Raw genomic sequence first — 19,335 nt, 5'->3', positions numbered from 1 at the left:
CCCGCGCACGGCGGTGCCGTGCTGGAGGTGAGCCCGTTGTCCGGCCGTGCCGGCATCCGCGTCAGCGGCGAGATCGGTGTCGCCACCCGCCCGTCCTGGGAGGAGGCGCTGGCCGGACTGGCCCGACGGCACGCGGACGTGTCCTACGTGGAACTGTCCCGCGTGGGCTTCGTCGACGTGGCCGGGGTGTCGGCGCTCGCCGTCACCGCGATGAACCTGCCGGGCGGGCGGGTCGTCGTGGAGTACCCGCCCCCGCAACTGTCGCGCGTACTGGCCCTGTTCTGGCCGGCACTGCCCGGGATCGAGGTGGCGCCGCGATGACGACCGCAGCCGACCGCAAGGACGAGAAGGGCGAGCAGGAGGGGACGTTCGCCCATCCGGCGCTGTTCTACCGCGACGGGCGGGAGTACGCCGACCGCACGGTGGCCTTCGTCCGGGAGGGCCTCGCCCTCGGCGAGNNTCCGCACGCGCGCGTGCGGATCATCGGGGAGCCGGTCTGGGCCGGCCGCAGCTCCGTGGAGTACCCGGCGTGCGCGCAGCACGAGGCGCTGATCAACGCCGCGTTCGAGGGCCGGGCGGCGACGATCCTGTGCCCCTACGACGAGACCCGGCTGGACACGGACGTACTCGCCGACGCACGGATCACCCACCCCACCCTGATCACCGAGGGCCGCGAGCGGGCCAGCGACGCCTACGACTGGCAGGCCGTGGTGGACCGGTACAACGAGGTCCTCGTGCCCGCCCCGGATGCGGCTGTCCTCTCCTTCGGCTCCGCCGAACTGCCCGAGGTGCGCCACTTCGCCGTCGGCCGGGCCGCGCGGCTCGGCCTGGGCGGGCAGCGCCTCCAGGACGTGGAACTGGCGGTCGCGGAGCTGACGACCAACAGCGTGGTGCACGGCGGCGGACAGGGCACGCTGTGGATCTGGGCCGAGGCCGGGCAGGTCGTGTGCGAGGTCCGCGACCGGGGCCGGCTGACCGATCCGCTGGCCGGCCGCAGGCCGCCGGCGCGCGGCCAGATCGGCGGCCGGGGGCTGATGCTGGTGCACTACGTGGCCGACCTGGTGCGTCTGCACACGGCACCGGACGGCACGACCGTGCGGTTCTACCTCGGCCTGTAGCGGAACCCCGGCCCACCCGCGCGCGCGTCCCCGCCGGGGCCGACGCGCTGACGCCACGTCAAGCTGTCCCGGCCGCCGTACCGTCCGGCGACCACCACCCCGAAGAAACGTCACACCTGACGGAATTGTGAGGATTGTCCGCTTAGCATCTAGAAGCCCGCGCCGCGGGCTCCGGCCGCCGAGGCCGCAGACGCCCCCTGATCCTCACGGGAGCCGAGCCCCATGCGTCCGATCGGCCGTCACCGCATCCCGTCCTCCGGTCCCGTCGGACTCCACGGCCCAGAACTGCAGGCCGCCGCCCGGCACTTCGGCCGCCGCCGCTTCCTGACCCTGACCGCCGCCGCCGCGGCCCTCGCCTTCGCCACCCATGTCCCCGCGCGGGGCGCGACCGCGGCCCGTCGGCTCGACCCGGCGAGGATCTCCGAGGACCCCTTCACCCTGGGCATCGCCTCCGGCGACCCGCTGCCCGACTCCGTGGTCCTGTGGACGCGGATCGCTCCGGCGCCGTACGAACCGGGCGGCGGCCTGGCCGGGCAGAGCGTCGCCGTCGAGTGGGAGCTGGCGCACGACGAGGGCTTCGGCCTGGTCGTGCGCAGCGGGACCGCCCTCGCCCTGCCCGAGTACCACCACACCGTGCACGTCGACGTCACCGGCCTCGACGCGGCACGGCCGTACTACTACCGGTTCAGGACGGGCCCCTGGATCAGCGAGACCGGCCGCACGCGGACCGCCCCCGCACCGGGGGCCGCCCCCGGTGCCCTCACCTTCGCGGCCGTGTCCTGCCAGGCGTACCACGACGGGTACTTCACCGCGCACCGGCATCTCGCGCAGGAGGACCTCGACATGGTCCTCCACCTCGGGGACTACCTGTACGAGTACCCGGTGAACTCGGCCGGCGGCGCGCGCGGCTACGCGGACCGGGTGCTGCCCGCGGTGTTCGACCGGGAGACCGTCACCCTGGAGGACTACCGGCTGCGGTACGCCCTCTACAAGAGCGATCCCGACCTGCGCGCCGCCCACGCCGCCCATCCCTTCGTCGTCACCTGGGACGACCACGAGACGGAGAACAACTACGCCGGCGCCGTCGACGAGCACGGCAGCCCGGCTGCCGAGTTCCTGCTGCGCCGGGCCGCCGCCTACCGGGCGTACTGGGAGCACCAGCCGCTGCGCGCCGACCGGGCGCCGGTCGGACCCGACCTGCCGCTCTACCGGCGACTGCACTGGGGCTCGCTCGCGCAGTTCGACCTCCTCGACACCCGCCAGTACCGCTCCGACCAGGCCTACGGCGACGTCCAGCACACCCCCGGCGCCGAGTCGGACGATCCGGCGCGCACCATGACCGGCGCGGCTCAGGAGCGGTGGCTGCTGGACGGCTGGCGGGCCTCCGACGCCGTATGGAACGTGATGCCGCAACAGGTCTGCTTCTCCCAGCGCAGACTGTCCACCGACGTGCGGGCCAAGATGTCGATGGACGCCTGGGACGGCTACCGCGCCTCCCGCGGCCGCATCCTCACCGGGGCGCAGTCGGCCGGGGTGCGCAACCTGGTCGTACTGACCGGCGACGTCCACGTGGGCTACGCCTTCGACATCAAGGCCGACTTCGACGATCCCGCGTCGCGCACGGTGGGCACCGAGATCGTCGCCACGTCGGTCGCCAGTGGCAAGGACGGCACCGAGCGGCCCGCCAACTGGCAGACCTACCTCACGGCCAACCCGCACCTGCGCTTCTACGACGGGCGGCGCGGCTATGTCCGGATGCGGCTGACGCCGGACACGGCCCGCGCCGACTTCAGGACGCTGGCCGCGGTGACGACCCCGGGCTCTCCCGTCTCCACGGCGGCGTCCTTCGTCACGGAGGCGGGCAATCCGGGGCTGACGGCTGTGTGACACCGGTTTCGACACCGAGGGCACCGAGCGACGTGACTCGCCCCTGTCGCCCGGCGACGGGTCAGGACAGCGTGCAGGCCTCGCCGTTGAGGCTGAAGGCGTACGGTGCCGTGTTCTTGTTCTGCCAGGAGGCGAGGAAGCCGAAGGAGAGCGAGCCTGCCGCCGGGACGTCCTTGTTGTAGTCGGCGGCGGAGGCGGTGACCCGCGGGCCGTCCTGCGCCACGGCCGCGTCCCACATCTGGTCGACCCGCTGGCCGTCCCGGAAGGACCAGGCGACCCGCCACGAGTCGAGCGCCTCGGCGGTGGTCACGGTGACGGTGGCCTGGAAGCCGTCGGGCCACTGGTTGACGAGGTCGTACACCACCTCACAGGCCGCCGTACGTTCGGTGGACGACGAGGTGCCCTGGGGTTCCGGATCGGTCCGGGTCGTCGCCGAGGGCGTACCGCCACCGGACGGCTTGGCCGAGCCGGAGGGCGTGCCGGAGGGCGTGCCGGTGCCCGTGTCGGTCGACGACGGCGAGGTGCCGGGCCCGGCGGACGGACCGGCCGGGCTGCCGGCGCCGGCCACCGGCGTGCTGTCGGTGGGGAGGCCGCCCTGCGCGGAGTCGTCGCTCTCGCCGAACGGCATCAGCGACACGGCGAGGGCCAGCGCGGAGACGAGGACGGCGGCCACGAGCAGGCCGTTGCGCAGGGTGCGCGCCTTGTTCGCGGCGGGGTCGCCCCACTCGCCGTCCGGATCGGGCGCGGGCCGGCCGGCGCCCATCCGCACCTCGGCGGCGCGGCGGCGGCGCTCCAGGTAGGCCAGTCCGCCCCAGCCGATCACGCCCTGGGCCAGCGCCGCCGGCAGCCCGCCGCCGTGCAGTCGCAGACAGGCCGCGGCCTCCGCGCACTCCACGCAGGTGGCGAGGTGGCGGGAGAGGTCCTCGGGCGTCTCGGCGACGGGCGAGCGCGTGACGGCGTCGAGGAGCCGGACGTAGCTGCGGCACTCGGCGTCCATCGGCGTGTCGAGATGGTTGCGGTGGCAGCGGTCCCGGAACAGGCCGCGGACCTGGTTGAGTTCCTCCATCGCGGCGGCCGGGTCCAGCCCTTGGCGGCGGGCGACCGCGCGCAGCGGGAGCGCCTCCACCTCCGCCAGCCACAGCAGTGCGGCGTCCGGTTCCTGCATGTCCCGCAGCCCGCGCAGGGCGATGGGCCGGCGCAGGGGCGGTCCGATGTACCGGGCGGCCTTGCCGGAGTTCAGCCACAGGCGCAGGTCGGGGTCGAGTTTGTGGCCCTGCCCCGCGGCCTCCCAGGCCGCCGCCGTGGTGCGTACGGCGGTCAGCAGCAGGGGGATCCGGGGCAGCCGGGACGCGCGTCGGCCGGCTCCGTGCCGGGTACTCTCCTCGGCCGCACGGGCCTCACGTATGCCGAGTGCGAACGCCTCGCGGGCCAGTTGGTTGGCCGCGGTCGACCCGGAGGTGCACAGGTCGGCGTACGACAGGACGGCGTCCCAGCACTCCGAGAAGAGCGCGGCCTCGGCGGCGTCCTGGGGGGTCGGCAGGTCGGGCATGAGTCTCCTGCATCCACAAGCAAGGTCAACTCAACATGTCGGCAATGGAGTTGGGGGGAACCTCGCGGCAGAGCCAGAGCTTTTCACGACTCCCGCACAACTGACAAGCGCCCTGTTCAGATGTCAGACGAATGTCAGGACATGTGCCGGAACGGTGCCGGAGAGCACGGCCGCGTGGTTCACGACCGAGGTCTCCCGGACCATCAGTACGGGCGCGGACCGCCCATCGACTCAACGCGGTGGAAGTTATCGTGGAAATTTCCTCGACCGCTGTCCGCACCCGTCACCGCCGAGACCCGGATCGGGTCTCCCTCAGACCGCCGAGGGCTCGTCCTCCGTGGCTCCCTGCACGGTTCCCTTCGCGGCCGAGGGCTCGTTCGCCGGCAGGCTGTCCATGAAGGAGCTGACGGAGAAGACGGCATTGCCGGGGCCGGGCGGGCCGTAGCCGGGGGGCGAGGACAGGCCGAACTCGTCCATCGTGGCCCGGTAGGCCTCCAGCAGGCGGATGTGGTACTCCAGCGGCGCACCCTGGGGGTTGGCTTTGCCGAGCGGAGTGGTCGGCTCCGGGCACCATGTGGTGAACCGCGGGGTGATGCCCTGCGACATGAAGAAGCGCAGGCCCTCGGTGGTGGACGCGATCGCCTCGTCGACCGTGGTGAAGCCGAACGGCTCGGCCATCTCCACCCCCGCCACGAAGTTGGGAATGACGTTGCGCGCGCCGAAGATCTCCGCCGAGTCGAGAATGCGCTTGTGCCACTCGTCGCGGCCGACGTAGCGCTCCTTGCCCGGGCAGTACAGCTCGAACAGACGGCGGTCCCACACCTCGTAGTTGGGGTGGTAGATCTGCACGCCGTAGTCCTTGAAGCGCTGCACGTCGTCGCGCGGCAGGGCCTGGGCGACGACCTTGCCGATCCAGCGGCCCGGGAAACGCTCCTCGATGGCCTTGGCGTAGTGGCCGTAGAAGTCCGCCTCGTCACGCCCGGCGACCGTCTTGGTGATCGCGCCGCCGGTGAGCGTGTAGGCGGTGGAGACCTTCGCGGTGTCGTAACGGTCGATGATCTCCAGGGCTTCGAGGACCTCCTCGACGTCCTTGACTCCCGTGTACGGCCGGCCGGCGGCCTTGTGCTGGCGCCAGTTGTGGTTGATGTCGCAGTACTGGCACTCCTCCTTGGCGCCGAAGTACTGGCAGACCCGGAAGACCGTCAGGTAGATCAGGTAACCCCACTGGATGGTGGGGGCCACCTCCATGACGGACTTCCCGTTGGAGAGCTTGTGCCGGTAGTACTCGGGCATGGGCGGCACGCCGACGTCCGAGATGCGCTTCCCGTCGAGGTAGAGGCCGAGCAGCCCGTCCGGTCCGGCGGCCACGCGGTACGGCGAGGCGGGGTTCACCCGGACCGAGACGACCGTGCGCCGCAGGTCGTAGGGGCCGCCGGTGAGGATGATCTCCTCCGGCGGGCGGCGCAGCGCGGCCTCGCCCAGCTCGGGAAGGGTGCCGTGGTCGAAGGAGAAGATGAAGTACGACTTGGGCTTGACCTCGCCGCCCTCGTTGTCGCTGAGCGCGGAGGGGTCGAAGGCCACACCTCCACGCAGCAGGTCCTCCTTGAAGACGGCCTCCCGCGGAACATGCGGAAACCGCTTCATCAGATCCTCGACCAGCGCGGTACGGCTGCCCATCGTTTCTCCTCCTGGCTCAGGCGTACGACTCCTCACGGTATGCCCCCGGTCGCGCGGGGGCGGGGGCGGGGGGCCTCGTGTTGCGGGCAGGGTAGGTTCCACCTGGGAATTTCCTGGTTTCTCGATCTCCTCGGGAGGGCGACCGCATGGCCGAGACCGTGACCAACTGGGCGGGCAACATCACGTACACCGCCAAGGAGCTGCACCGTCCCGCCTCGCTCGACGCGCTGCGTTCGCTCGTGGCGGCGAGCGAGCGGGTGCGGGTGCTGGGCAGCGGGCACTCCTTCAACGCGATCGCCGAGCCGGGCGCGGACGGGGTACTGCTGTCGCTCGGCGCGCTGCCCGCCGAGGTCGAGGTGGACACGGCGGCACGGACGGTACGGGTCGGCGGCGGCGTGCGGTACGCCGAGCTGGCCAGGCGGGTCCACGCGCACGGGCTGGCGCTGCCGAACATGGCCTCGCTGCCGCACATCTCGGTGGCCGGCTCGGTGGCGACCGGCACCCACGGTTCCGGGGTGGGCAACGCTCCCCTCGCGGCGCCGGTGCGGGAGGTGGAGATCGTCACGGCGGACGGGTCGACCCTTGTGATCGGGCGGGGCGACGAGCGGTTCGGCGGGGCCGTCACCTCGCTGGGCGCCCTCGGTGTCGTCACCGCGCTCACCCTGGACCTGGAGCCGGCCTTCGATGTCGAGCAGCAGGTGTTCACCGAACTGCCGCTGGACGGGCTGGACTTCGAGGCGGTCGCGGCAGCCGCGTACAGCGTGAGCCTGTTCACCGACTGGCGGGCGCCCGGGTTCCGGCAGGTGTGGGTCAAACGGCGCACCGACCAGGCACCGGCCGATTTCCCGTGGGCGGCGCCGGCCACCGAGGCGCTGCATCCGGTGCCGGGGATGCCCGCGGTCAACTGCACGGAGCAGTTCGGGGTGCCGGGACCGTGGCACGAGCGGCTGCCGCACTTCCGCGCGGAGTTCACGCCGAGCAGCGGGAACGAGTTGCAGAGCGAGTATCTGCTGCCACGCGAGCACGCCGCCGGCATTCTGTATGCGATCGACGGTATCCGGCAGACGGTCGCCCCCGTACTGCAGACCTGCGAGGTGCGGACCATCGCCGCCGACGAGCAGTGGCTGAGCCCGGCGCATGGACGGGACTCCGTCGCCGTGCACTTCACCTGGACCGACGACACGGCGGCCGTGCTGCCGGTGGTGCGGGAGCTGGAGGCCGCGCTGGAGCCGTTCGAGCCGCGGCCGCACTGGGGAAAGGTGTACGAGCTGCCCGCGTCCGTGGTGCGCGGGCGGTATCCCCGCATCGACGACTTCCGGGCGCTGGCCCGGGAACTGGATCCGTCCGGTACGTTCACCAACGCCTTCGTGCGTGACGTCCTCGGTACGTGAGCAGCCGCCCCGGCGCGACTTTGTAAACCCCCTTTCCTAACCCCTTGTCGAACTCCGGCGCACGTCATAGCCTGACGCGGCGCCGGTGCCGGTGCCGGAGCCGCTTGCTGGTCTGACCGGTCGTGGTCTGCCGGTTGCCGGTCTGACCAGTTGCCGGTCTGCCGGTCGTCGGCACGGAAGATCTGCCGGTCGTCGGCACGGAAGAGAGGGGGCTCTCCGGTGAAGCGCACCTCACGTGACATCCGCACGGCGAACCGCTACGAGGTGCTGCGCCAGATCATCGCCCGGTCCCCCACCTCCCGGCAGGAACTGGCCGCGGCCACCGGCCTCAGCCTCGCCACCGTCGCGACCCTGGTCGGCGAACTGCTCGACCTGCGCATGCTCACGGAGGTCGGCTTCGAGGACTCGGCCGGCGGCCGGCCCCGCGGCCTGGTCGCCGTCAACGCCGCCGGGGGCGCGCTGATCGGCGTGGACATCGCGGAGACGTACGTCCATGTCGAGCTGTTCGACCTCGCGCTGAACGTGCTGGCCCGCGCCGAGGAGGACATCCGCCCCGGCGAGAGCCGCCCGGAGCAGGTCGTCGGCCATGTCGCCGCGGCCGTGGGCTCGGTCGTCGCGCAGGCGGGCGTCGAGGCGGCCCGGGTCCTCGGCGTCGGCGTGAGCGTGCCGGGGCAGGTGGACCGGGACACCGGGATCGCCGAGTACGCGCCCAACTGGGACTGGCACGACGTCCCGTTGCTCGACCTGCTCGGTGAACACATCGCGTATCCCCTGCACTTGGACAACCCGCTGCGCGCCGGTGCGGTGGCCGAACTGTGGTTCGGCGCCGCGCGCGGGCACGGGGACGCCGTCGTCGTCAACCTCGGCACCGGGGTCGGCGCGGGGCTGGTGCTGGGCGGCGGCCTGCACCGGGGAGTCAGCAACAGCGCCGGCGAATGGGGGCACACCACGCTCGTGCTCGACGGACGGCCGTGCCACTGCGGCAACCACGGCTGCGTCGAGACGTACGTCGGCGCGCCCGGCATCATGCAGAATCTGCGCGAACTCAGCGCGCACAGCCCGCTGTTGCATCCGGAGGACCAGACCGCCACCGTCGACGCCCTGGCCCGCGGGGTCGCCGAGGGTGATCCGGTGGCCGTCCAGGTCGTCCGGGACACCGCCCGGTACCTGGCCGCCGGCATCGCCGACCTGGTCAACCTCCTCAACCCGGAGGTCGTCGTACTGAGCAGCTGGGTCGCCGCCCGGCTCGGCGAGCCCCTTCTCGACGAGGTCCGCGAGGCCGTCGCCCGGCATGCGCTGCGGCGTCCGCTGGCCGCCACGGAGATCGTTCTCTCCCCGATTCCCACCGACCCGGTCTGCCTCGGCGCGGCGACGTTCGCACTCGAAGGGGCGCTGCAGTCGGTGGGCCAACGGAGCGCGCAACGCGCTGCGGGTCGTACATGACCGACCGGACCGTCGACCACCACCTGATCTTCATGACCACGGCCATGTCCATCCTGCCCCTGTCGCTGGTCCTCCCCTTCCGCCGGCGCCGGCCGGTGCGGGGGATCGCCCGGACCGGCGTCAAGGGCTGAGCCAAGGAGACCGATGTCTTCGCGCACCTCCTCCCCCGCTTCCCGCGTCGCCCGGACGGGGGGTCCCCCGTCGGCCGTGTCCTACGTCGAGGACGTCTCACCCGGCTCCGGGGCTCTCCCGCCCCGCGCCTGGTATGCGGGATCGGATGCCAACTCCCTTTCCCTCAACGGTAGTTGGCGTTTCCGGCTGTCGGCGACGGCCGACGCGCAGGACGATTCGTTCGCCGCGGCGGGCTATGACGCCGGGGACTGGGCCGAGGTCGCCGTCCCCGGTCACTGGGTCCTCCAGGGGCACGGTTCGCCCATCTACACCAACCACCTCTACCCGTTCCCGGTCGACCCGCCGCGGGTGCCGACCGAGAACCCGACGGGCGACCATCTGCGGGTCTTCGACCTGCCCGGCGACTGGCCCGCTCTGACGGAGGGCGGCGCGGTCCTGCGCTTCGACGGTGTGGAGTCGTGTGCCCGGGTCTGGCTGAACGGCACGGAGATCGGCGAGTTCAAGGGCTCGCGGCTGCCGCACGAGTTCGCGGTCGGCCACCTGCTCAAGGCCGAGGGCAATGTGCTGGCGGTCCGGGTCCACCAGTGGTCGGCGGGCTCGTACCTGGAGGACCAGGACCAGTGGTGGCTGCCGGGCATCTTCCGTGACGTGACGCTGCTGCACCGCCCGGCGGGCAGCGCCCTGGACTTCTTCGTACACGCCTCCTACGACCATGTGGCGGGCGAGGGCACCCTGCGCGTCGACTCCGAGGTCGACGGGCGGGTGACCGTGCCCGGCCTCGACATCGATGTCGCGACGGGCGAGCCGGTGACGGTCCCCGTCGCACCGTGGAGCGCGGAGACACCCCGGCTGTACGACGGCGAGCTGGTGACCGAGGGCGAGCGGATCCCGCTGCGCATCGGTTTCCGCACCGTCTCCCTGGAGGACGGCCTGATCAAGGTGAACGGCACGGCGGTGCTGTTCAAGGGCGTCAACCGGCACGAGTGGCATCCCGTACGGGGCCGCGCGCTCGACCTGGAGACGATGCGCGAGGACGTGCTGCTGATGAAGCGGCACAACATCAACGCCGTCCGCACCTCCCACTACCCGCCGCACCCCGCCTTCCTCGGGCTGTGCGACGAGTACGGCCTGTGGGTGATCGACGAGTGCGACCTGGAGACCCACGGCTTCGTCGAACAGGACTGGCGCGACAACCCCGTCGACGACGACCGCTGGACCCCGGCCCTCCTCGACCGCGCCGCCCGTATGGTCGAACGGGACAAGAACCACCCCTCGGTGGTGATCTGGTCGCTGGGCAACGAGGCCGGCACCGGCCGCGGCCTGACTGCTATGGCCGAGTGGATCCACGGCCGTGACACCTCGCGCCTCGTCCACTACGAGGGCGACCTCGACTGCCGTGACACCGACATGTACTCGCGCATGTACACCTTCCACGACGAGGTCGAACGCATAGGCCGGGGCCTCGACGGCGGGACCGAGCGGCGGCGCCGGCTGCCCTTCATCCTGTGCGAGTACGGCCACGCCATGGGCAATGGACCCGGTGGACTCGCCGACTACCAGCGGCTGTTCGAGGCGCACGAGCGTCTCCAGGGCGGCTTCGTCTGGGAGTGGATCGACCACGGCATCGAGGACGACCGTTACGCATACGCCTACGGCGGCGATTTCGGCGAGGAGCTGCACGACGGGAACTTCGTCTGCGACGGCCTGCTCTTCCCGGACCGGACCCCGTCACCGGGGCTCGTCGAGTACAAGAAGGTCATCGAGCCGGTCCGGATCGAGGGCGACGGCTCGGACGGCACGGTGCGGGTGACGAACGGGTACGACTTCACCGATCTCTCCCACCTCACGTTCGAGTTCTCGTACCAGGTGGACGGATTCCCCACGGGAGCGCACACGCTCGCCGTGCCGCCGCTCGCACCGGGTGAGTCGGCGGAGGTCGAGCTGCCCGCGCCCGCGCCCGACGGCAAGGGTGACGAGGTCCAGTGGACGGTCCGCGCGCTGCTCGCCGTGGACACCCCCTGGGCGGGCCGGGCCCACGAGGTCGCCTGGACGCAGAAGACCGTCGCGCCCCGCGGGCCCCTGCCGGCGGCCACCGGCGCCCGGCCCGAGACCGACGGCGACCGGATCACGCTCGGCCCGGCCCGCTTCGACGCCCGCACCGGTGACCTGCGGTCCCTCGGCGGGGTGGACGTCACCGGCCTGCGCCTGGACGTGTGGCGCGCGCCCACCGACAACGACGAGGGCGCGTCCTGGCAGGACGACACCCGGTACGGCTCGCTGTGGCGGCAGTTGGGCCTGCATCGCATGCAACACCGCCTGGAAGCCGTCGAGTCGGGCGAGGACGCACTGACGGTACGGACCCGGGTGGCGCCGGCCGGCGCCGACGTGGGCCTGCGCACGGTGTTCCGTTGGACGTCCGACGGAACCCGGCTGCGCCTCACCGTCTCCGTCGTGCCCGAGGGCGACTGGAGGGTGCCGCTGCCCCGGCTCGGCGTCCGCTTCGGGCTGTCGGCGGCGGCCACGGAGTCCGCGGCCTGGTTCGGCAGTGCCGGCGAGGCGTACCCGGACACCAGGGCCGCGGCGAAGCTCCTTCAGTGGGACGCGAGCATCGACGAACTCCAGACGCCGTACGTCCGCCCGCAGGAGAACGGCGCCCGTGCCGACGTGCGCTGGGCGGAGATCGGCGGACTGTACATCGAGGGCGAACCGGAGTTCTGGTTCAGCGCCCGGCGCTGGACGAACGAGCAGCTCGACGCGGCCCGGCACCGCACCGACCTGGTGCCCGGCCCGACCGTGTGGGTCAACCTCGACCACGGGCAGCACGGCATCGGCTCCCAGTCCTGCGGTCCGGGCCCGCTGCCGCGGTACTTCCTGAACGCCCGTCCCGCCGCATTCTCCTTCGTGTTCACGAAGACCGACTGAACCGGCGGCGCCGAGAGTGACGGTGGCCGGCCGGGCGACGACCCGGCCGGCCTCGGCAGAGGTCCCTCACCGGCCGGCGGCGTCACCGCCGGGGTGCCGGCCCACCTCGGAGCCCGGTTCTCACGCGGCACGGTAGGCCCGCAGGAACGCCGCCACACCGCCGGTGATCAGCCGCTCCGTCTCCTTCTCGGGCAGGGGCCGTACCCCGTAGTGGGACTGCTGGGTGAGGGTGTGGGAGATCAGCGCCGTGAAGTGCGTGGCGGCGAGGGCCGCGTCCCCGTGCACATCGAGCAGGCCGGCCTCGGCGAGGGCCTCCAGCGACTGTGCGAAGGCCTGCCCGACCGGCGCCGGCCCGGCCTCCCGCCACGCCTGGAGCACCTCCGGCGGAACGTGGTCGGCCTCCGCATGGATGTGCCGGACCAGGGCGAAGTGGTCGGGATAGTCCGCCATGAGCCCGACGAAGCCGCGCGCCAGGACGGTGAGGTCGCGTTCGAGGTCCTCCGGGCGCGGCGGCCGTTCGGGGTCCAGCACGGCGTTCAGCAGGGCGAGTTGGGCATCCTTCACCGTGCCCGACGTCCAGGTGACGACGGTGCTGAACAGTTGGGCCTTGCCGCCGGGGAAGTGGTTGTAGAGCGTGCGCGTCGACACGGCGGCCTCGGCCGCGAGCGCGTCCACGGAGGCACGCGCATAGCCCTCTCGGCCGAACACGGTGCAGGCGGCGCCCGCCAGCGCGACCCACTTCTCCACCTTGCGGGGCGGGAACTCACGTCGCGCCTTCTCCAGCCATGCCTCATTGGTGCTGCCCACGCTCGACTCCTCACGCATGACGAGGGACTAGGTCCGACGGACTAGGTACAACGGGCGTTGTACTTACTACAACGCTCGTTGTAGTTTACCGAACGTGAAGCCGCGGTCGCGCGGCAGCCGCCCCCTCGACGGGGCCTGGGCAGAAACAGGGGGGACACCCATGTCCGCACCCACCGCCACATCCACCACCACCGGTCGCGAGGCTCCGCTCCGCGTCGCCGTCATCGTCGGCAGCGTGCGCGAGGGCCGGCAGGGCCGAGCCGTCACCGACTGGTTCCTCGGCGCCGCCGACGGCCGCGACGACCTGTCCTTCGACGTCGTCGACCTCGCCGACCTCGACCTGCCGCTCGTGATGCCCGGCTGGGGCGGCACACCGGCGCCCGAGACCGTGGCCGCGCTGGCCGGGGTCTCGCCGAGGCTGGCCGCCGCCGACGCGTTCGTCGTCGTCACGCCCGAGTACAACCACAGCTTCCCCGCCGCGCTGAAGAACTTCGTCGACTGGCACCACCCGGAGTGGCAGGCCAAGCCGGTCGGCTTCGTCTCCTACGGCGGACTGGCGGGCGGCATCCGCGCGGTGGAGCAACTGCGGCTCGTGTTCGCGGAGTTGCACGCCACGACCGTACGGGACTCGGTCAGCCTGCACGGGCCGTGGTCCGGCCTCGGCGAGGACGGCGCACCGCGGGACGCCGCCGTGTGCGAGGGCGCCGCCAAGGGCATGCTCGGCCAGCTGGCGTGGTGGGGCCGGGCCTTGCGCACCGCTCGCGCGGCCCACCCCTACGAGGGCTGAGGGGCGGGAGATGTCCGCGACCGAGGCCACCGGAGGGGACGTCGGCACAGGGCGGGACACGCCCGGCGCCTCCTCCGCGGCCCTGAACCGCACGCTCCTCGTCGTCATCATCGGCTCCGTGATGTCGGTGCTCGACATGACCATCGTGAACGTCGCACTGCGCAGTCTCTCGGGGACCTTCGGCGCACCGCTGGAGACCATCCAGTGGACCGTGACCGCCTACACACTGGCGCTCGCCGCCGCGGTCCCCACGGCCCCCTGGATCATGGCCCGGCTCGGCGCCAAGCGTGCCTACCTGACCGCGCTCACACTGTTCTCGCTCGGCTCGCTGCTCGCGGCGTGCGCCTGGGACGCGCCCAGCCTGATCGCGTTCCGCGTGGTGCAGGGCCTCGGCGGCGGGCTGCTCATGCCGGTGGGGATGGGCATGGCGATGGCCGCCGCCGACCGGGAACGCTTCGGCCGCACCATGGCCTGGCTCGGCCTCCCGGTACTGGTGGGCCCCGTGGCGGGTCCGGTCCTCGGCGGGTGGCTGCTCGACGTCGCCTCCTGGCACTGGATCTTCCTGGTCAACCTGCCCATCGGCGCGGTGGCCCTCACACTCGCGGTGAAGCTTCTGCGCCCCGACGCGCCCCGCGGTCCGGGCCCGGTGCCGAAGCTGGACGTCCCCGGCCTGCTGATGCTGTCGCCGGGTCTCGCACTCCTGCTGTACGGGCTGGCCAGGGGAGGCGAGGGCGGCGACTTCACGTCCCCGGGCACGCTGGCGCCGGCGCTCGCGGGAACACTGATGATATTCGGCTTCGTACGACGCTCCCTGACGGTCCGTCACCCACTGCTCGACCTCCGTCTGCTGACGGACCGGACCTTCGCCGTCGGCATCGGCACGCTCGCTCTGTTCACCTGCGGCTACTTCGGGTCGATGCTCCTGGGCCCGGTGTACTGGCAGGAGGTGCGGGGCCTGAGTGCGACCGCGACAGGGCTGCTCGGGGCACCCGTCGGACTCACCATCGGCGCGACGATGCAGATCGCCGCACGCCGGGTCGACAAGGTCTCCCCACGCCGGTTGATCCGGACAGGGATCGTGACCGGGACCCTCGGCATGGCCCTGACCGGCCTGCTGACCGGAGTGGAGGACGTCCCGGCCTGGCAACCGCTGCTCGCCGCCATGCTGATGGGCGTCGGCTCCGGAATGGTCCTCATGCCGACGACCACCACCGCGTCCCGCGACCTGCCGAGGGACCGCATGGCCGCCGCGGGAACCGCGCTCAGCATCACCACGCAGGTATGCGCCTCCATCGGCACCGCCCTCGTCTCCGTCGTCCTGGGCGCGACCGGCCTCGACCCAGCAGGCTTCCGCACCGCCTACCTCGTCGCGGCGGGCCTGCTGGCCCTGGCGCTCGTACCGGCGGTACGACTGCCGGGTCGGCCGGGAGCCTGAGGGCGGGGTCGGCCGAGGGCCTGACGGCGGGGGATGCCGGCACCGGTCGCGTGAACGGTCTCGGTCCTCGTCCCGGCAGGGCTCCCCGTCCGGCCCCGCCACCGGGGTACGGCCGCCCGCCACCACGTAACCGGTGTCCCAGGGGACGCGGCCCTCAATGGTCCGCGCAGCAGGGCGTCGGCTCGGGCACCTCGAAAAGCACCAGCGTGCCACCGACGGCCGGCATCGCCGCCAGGACCAACTCACCGCCCTGCCACTGCGGGCGAACATGCCCGCACGTCACCAGTTGTGTGCCCAGACGAGGTCGGCCGGCCGAGCGGAGCACCGTGACGCGATCGATCGCGGAGACGGACAGCACCTCCTCGACCGTCATCGTGCCGCGCAGGGGGCCTGCCCCGCGGTACAGGACCGCTCGGCCCACGGCGTCCGGAGCGCCTCCGGTCACCTCTCCCGGTTGCCGCTGCCTTCCGCGGCTGCCTTCGCGACGCGCGCACGCCGCATGAGGAGGATCAAGGCAAAACATGAACTTTGAACGACCTCGGGGTGATCGGGGGCCGACCCGGACACGGCAGCTCGCCCCGTCTCTCACTGTTCCCTCAACCGACCTTTCGCGTCACACTGATTGCCACCGAATCTGAGCAGCGTTCACCTTTCTTGGCACTCCGCCCCGACCGGAAGACACCCCCACATGAGACGACGACTCCTCGGCACCCTCGCGGCCGCTTCCCTGGCCCTCACCGGCCTGGCGGCCACGGGCGCGACGCCCTCCGCGGCCACCACCTCCGCCGCGCCCGCCGCGGCGGCCACCACCGGTTCGTTCAACGTCCTCACCTACAACGTCGCAGGCCTGCCCGAGGGCCTGAGTTCGGGCAAGCCGGCGACCAACACCCCGCTCATCTCACCGCGGTTGGGGGCGTACGACATCGTCAACGTCCAGGAGGACTTCAACTACCACGCGGCCCTCTACGCGGGCGACAACCACCCCTACCGGACCGCGACCAGCGGCGGTGTGCCGTTCGGCGACGGCATGAACACCCTCTCCGACTATGCCTTCGAGGACTTCGAGCGGGTGCGGTGGAACGCCTGCACCGGCACCAACTGCCTGACCCCGAAGGGATTCTCGCTGGCCCGGGTGCGCCTTGCCGAAGGCGTTTTCCTGGACTTGTACAACGCGCACACCAACGCCGACTCGACGGCCGACGCGATGGCCGCCCGCCGCGCCAACATCCAGCAGCTGTCCACCTTCATCCGGGCGAACTCCGCCGGCAACGCGGTGATCGTGATGGGTGACACCAACACGCGCTACACGCGCGCCGACGACAACATCCGCACCCTCGTCGCCGAGAACGGTCTCACCGACCCGTGGGTGGAGCTGGTCAAGGGCGGTACGCCGCCGGCTCAGGGCGGGGACCCCCTGCTCTGCCCGACGACGGCCCCGGCGAACGACTGCGAGGTGGTGGACAAGGTCCTCTACCGCGGCAGCGAGCTCCTGTCCCTGGACGCCACCCGCTACCAGAACGAGTGGGCCGCCTTCCTGGACTCCGCGGGAGGCAACCTCTCCGACCACTTCCCGCACACGGTGGACTTCTCCTACACCCTCAACTCCACCCTGCGGGCCAGCGACTTCTTCGGCGGCCCCCACGGTACGGCGTTCAGCGACGCGGACGACCTGCCGGCCACCCCGTCCCCCCGCACCCTCACCCTGCGCGGCGCCTCCCGCGTGGACGCCGTCTCCCTGACCCACGACGGCGGTACGACCCTCACGCACGGCGGCACCGGCGGCACGGCCACTTCGCTGACCCTGGCGGCAGGAGAGCACCTCGCCTCCGCCAAGTTGACGCAGGGTCAGAAGGACGGCCGTACCCGCATCTTCTCGGCGTCCTTCACGACCGACAAGGGCCGCACCCTGTCGAGCGGGACGGCGGGCTCCGACACGAGGACCTTCACGGCCCCGTCCGGCTGGCAGATCGTCGGCTTCACGGGCCGTGCCGGCGCGGAGGTGGACAAGCTGGGCCTGGTGTACGCACCGATCGGCTAGAGCCGCGGCCGGGGCGCCGCCCGCGCTCACAGGCAGGCGGCATCCCGGTCCCGCCCGCAGTTCGCAGGCAGGCGGCACCCCGGTCCCGCCAGGGACCGGGCCCGGAACGTCTCCACGGCGTCCGCACAGGCCGGGCGGGGTCAGACGCGGGACACCGTGCCGCAGTCGGAGAGGCTGTCCTCGAAACTCTTGCTGCGGTCGTAGGGGTCCTCGGTCGGGCCCGTGGGTGACGGTCCCGTGGGTTCCGCGCTCGGAAACTCAGGATGCAGGAAGCCGTCATGGACGTCGCAGGTGTCGTTACCGAGGTCACCGTTGTACTCGACGAGGGTGAGCCGGCCGGGGGCGGCGTCGTACTCGGCGGGGTCGGGGAGTTCCGCGTGCAGGACGCGACGCACGATCGTCCGCGTCACCTCGGTGCTTCCGTCGGCCCGTGAGACCGGATAGACGAAGGTGTAGTCGGCGTGCACGGCGACGCCGGCGTACTTGCCCTTCGTGAACGTCATGTGGCCGCGGGTCTTGACCACGTCACCGACGAGCCGCACCTCGTCCGGATCGAAGCGGCTGAAGAGTGCGAGCGGGTCGTGGTCCTCGTCCGGGGAGCGCAGCGAACCGTTCAGATCGTCCAGCAGGCCGGGTTGGCCCGGGTCGAGGACCGCCAGCGCGGCCCCGGGACGCTCACCGCGCAGCGTCCGGCGGTCGAGATTCGCGCCGATCAGCAGCTTCTTCGTCAACTCCAGTGCCTGCGCGACGCGTTCCTTGGAGACCGTGCCTACGGCCTTCGCGGCGGGCAGGACGATCCCGGCCTCCCCGTCGCCCCAGCCGGCCGCCGGCGAACCGGCGAACGGCCGGTCGAGGGTGGGGACTTCCTCCGACGCCGGGCCGGGCGCGGCGGTGGGGGCAGCCGTCTCCGCCGGCAGCGACACCGTCTCGTCCTTCGGCTGCCCCGAGCCGAAGGGGTCGCCGGGCAGCAACGACGGCTTCAGCGACACCACAAGCGCACAGACAGCCAGGGCGACGCCCACGAACGGCCACACCTTCCGCCGACGTCCGGCGGTCGCGGCCGGGCCCGGGCGCCACGGCTGGGGCCCCTCACCACGGGCGTCCTGCTGCCGGAGCCGCTCGGTGACCATGCGGGCACGGGCCGAGGGCTCCTTCGGCGCGGAATGTGCCGCGCCGCGTTCGCTCTCCTCGAGGAAGGCCCGAAGTTCGTCGTCGGATATGGACGAGCCGTCGTTCCCGGATCCATCGGGGGATCTGCCGACCACCAGTAAGCGCCTTCCCATGTTCACGAGCAAGGACGGTGTAAACGATCTCGCAGTCTTCCACAAGTCGCTCGCATGCCTCCGGCGAGGTGAGCGACCGTGACCGCGCCGCCTCCGGCGCGAAGCGACCGGTCGAGACAGCCTTAGGATCCTCCCTGACCCGCCCATGCCTCCTACGAACAAGGCGCCTCCCATGCCCCGAGCCGGCCTCACCCCGGACCTCCTCGTCGAGGCCGCCGCCGACCTCGCGGACGAGGCCGGGTTCGACCACGTGACCCTCTCCGCACTCGCCCGCCGGTTCGGCGTCAAGGACGCGAGCCTGTATTCGCACGTCAAGAACATCCATGACCTGCGGACCCGCCTCGCGCTGTACGCGGGCGCGGAGATGATCGACCGGATCTCTCTGGCCGTCGCGGGCCGCGCCGGAAAGGAGGCCCTCGCGGCCTTCGCGGGCACCTACCGCGAGTACGCGCTCCAGCATCCGGGACGGTACGCCGCCACCCAGATCCCCATGGACCAGACCCTGGTCGCCGAGGCCCCGTCCTTCCGCCGCACCGCCGACATCACCTACGGCATGCTCCGCGCGTACGGCCTGGAGGAACCCGACCTCACCGACGCCGTACGGCTGCTGCGGAGCACCTTCCACGGGTACTGCGCCCTGGAGGCCGGCGGCGGTTTCGGCGCCCCTCGCGATGTCCAACGCTCGTGGGACAAGGCGATCGACGCTCTCCACGCGGCCCTGACGCACTGGCCCTGCGACGAGTGACCGAAAGCCTCGGGCATCGCTTCACATAGGGGCGGGCGGGTCGGCGGGAGAGCCTTCAGCCCGCCTGCGCGGCCCGCTCGGCCGCACTGCGCTCCACGCAGAACTCGTTGCCCTCCGGGTC

At 72.0% G+C, this 19,335-nt stretch carries 16 protein-coding genes; 11 read left to right on the top strand and 5 right to left on the bottom strand.

All coding sequences use genetic code 11. The features are described from left to right. The 3 genes from BZL64_RS17005 to BZL64_RS16995 all read left to right on the top strand — a co-directional run. A partial coding sequence (locus tag BZL64_RS17005; RefSeq protein WP_244205368.1) for an STAS domain-containing protein occupies positions 1–321 on the top strand: 321 nt, incomplete at its 5' end. Then, a complete protein-coding gene (locus tag BZL64_RS17000; protein WP_086770037.1) occupies positions 318–1,118 on the top strand; it encodes an anti-sigma factor RsbA family regulatory protein in 801 nt (266 codons plus the stop codon). The genes BZL64_RS17005 and BZL64_RS17000, both read left to right, overlap by 4 nt. Before the next feature lie 222 nt (positions 1,119–1,340). After that, the gene (locus BZL64_RS16995; RefSeq protein WP_086770036.1) at positions 1,341–3,005 is read left to right on the top strand and encodes an alkaline phosphatase D family protein; all 1,665 of its coding nucleotides are present in this window, start codon (positions 1,341–1,343) and stop codon (positions 3,003–3,005) included. Between the two features lie 61 nt (positions 3,006–3,066). On the opposite strand, the gene BZL64_RS16990 is transcribed toward BZL64_RS16995, so the two are convergent. Further along, entirely contained in the window at positions 3,067–4,554 is a 1,488-nt protein-coding gene (locus tag BZL64_RS16990) for a cellulose binding domain-containing protein (RefSeq protein WP_086770035.1), read from the bottom strand. Between the two features lie 312 nt (positions 4,555–4,866). Continuing rightward, on the bottom strand, positions 4,867–6,231 hold the full coding sequence (locus BZL64_RS16985; RefSeq protein ID WP_086770034.1) for a radical SAM protein: 1,365 nt from the start codon (positions 6,229–6,231) through the stop codon (positions 4,867–4,869). Positions 6,232–6,377: 146 nt separating this feature from the next. Between BZL64_RS16985 and BZL64_RS16980 the strand changes: the two genes are divergently transcribed. The 4 genes from BZL64_RS16980 to BZL64_RS16970 all read left to right on the top strand — a co-directional run bounded on the left by BZL64_RS16980 (position 6,378) and on the right by BZL64_RS16970 (position 12,119). Further along, on the top strand, positions 6,378–7,622 hold the full coding sequence (locus BZL64_RS16980; protein ID WP_086770033.1) for an FAD-binding protein: 1,245 nt from the start codon (positions 6,378–6,380) through the stop codon (positions 7,620–7,622). Positions 7,623–7,841: 219 nt separating this feature from the next. Further along, complete coding sequence (locus BZL64_RS16975) at positions 7,842–9,065, top strand: ROK family protein (protein WP_086770032.1); 1,224 nt, start codon at positions 7,842–7,844, stop codon at positions 9,063–9,065. Beyond that, a complete protein-coding gene (locus tag BZL64_RS41190; protein WP_319178776.1) occupies positions 9,062–9,196 on the top strand; it encodes a hypothetical protein in 135 nt (44 codons plus the stop codon). Before BZL64_RS16975 ends, BZL64_RS41190 begins: the two co-directional genes overlap by 4 nt. 13 nt (positions 9,197–9,209) lie before the next feature. Next, positions 9,210–12,119: a glycoside hydrolase family 2 TIM barrel-domain containing protein gene (locus tag BZL64_RS16970; RefSeq protein WP_086770031.1), complete on the top strand. Its 2,910-nt coding sequence runs from the start codon at positions 9,210–9,212 to the stop codon at positions 12,117–12,119. A gap of 120 nt (positions 12,120–12,239) precedes the next feature. Here BZL64_RS16970 and BZL64_RS16965 read toward each other — a convergent pair whose 3' ends face one another. After that, entirely contained in the window at positions 12,240–12,926 is a 687-nt protein-coding gene (locus BZL64_RS16965) for a TetR/AcrR family transcriptional regulator (protein WP_086770030.1), read from the bottom strand. 160 nt (positions 12,927–13,086) lie between these two features. On the opposite strand from BZL64_RS16965, the gene BZL64_RS16960 reads away from it, so the two are divergent. Beyond that, positions 13,087–13,713, top strand: a complete 627-nt coding sequence (locus BZL64_RS16960; RefSeq protein WP_086770029.1) for an NADPH-dependent FMN reductase — start codon at positions 13,087–13,089, stop codon at positions 13,711–13,713. 10 nt (positions 13,714–13,723) lie between these two features. Beyond that, complete coding sequence (locus BZL64_RS16955; RefSeq protein WP_086770028.1) at positions 13,724–15,148, top strand: DHA2 family efflux MFS transporter permease subunit; 1,425 nt, start codon at positions 13,724–13,726, stop codon at positions 15,146–15,148. A gap of 154 nt (positions 15,149–15,302) precedes the next feature. Here the strand turns inward: BZL64_RS16955 and BZL64_RS16950 are convergent, their stop codons facing one another. Further along, positions 15,303–15,593 (bottom strand): hypothetical protein, encoded by a 291-nt coding sequence (locus BZL64_RS16950; protein WP_143663176.1) that lies wholly within the window; start codon positions 15,591–15,593, stop codon positions 15,303–15,305. 243 nt (positions 15,594–15,836) lie between these two features. On the opposite strand from BZL64_RS16950, the gene BZL64_RS16945 reads away from it, so the two are divergent. Further along, complete coding sequence (locus tag BZL64_RS16945; RefSeq protein ID WP_086770026.1) at positions 15,837–17,186, top strand: jacalin-like lectin; 1,350 nt, start codon at positions 15,837–15,839, stop codon at positions 17,184–17,186. A gap of 140 nt (positions 17,187–17,326) precedes the next feature. Here the strand turns inward: BZL64_RS16945 and BZL64_RS16940 are convergent, their stop codons facing one another. Next, complete coding sequence (locus BZL64_RS16940) at positions 17,327–18,451, bottom strand: hypothetical protein (protein ID WP_397683597.1); 1,125 nt, start codon at positions 18,449–18,451, stop codon at positions 17,327–17,329. Positions 18,452–18,641: 190 nt separating this feature from the next. Between BZL64_RS16940 and BZL64_RS16935 the strand changes: the two genes are divergently transcribed. Next, complete coding sequence (locus tag BZL64_RS16935) at positions 18,642–19,214, top strand: TetR/AcrR family transcriptional regulator (RefSeq protein WP_086770025.1); 573 nt, start codon at positions 18,642–18,644, stop codon at positions 19,212–19,214. Positions 19,215–19,335: the final 121 nt, after the last annotated feature.

Origin of the sequence: Streptomyces bobili (assembly GCF_002154575.1) — a bacterium.
GTDB classification, from domain to species: Bacteria; Actinomycetota; Actinomycetes; order Streptomycetales; family Streptomycetaceae; genus Streptomyces; species Streptomyces bobili.
This window is presented reverse-complemented; position numbering and strand designations above follow the sequence as displayed.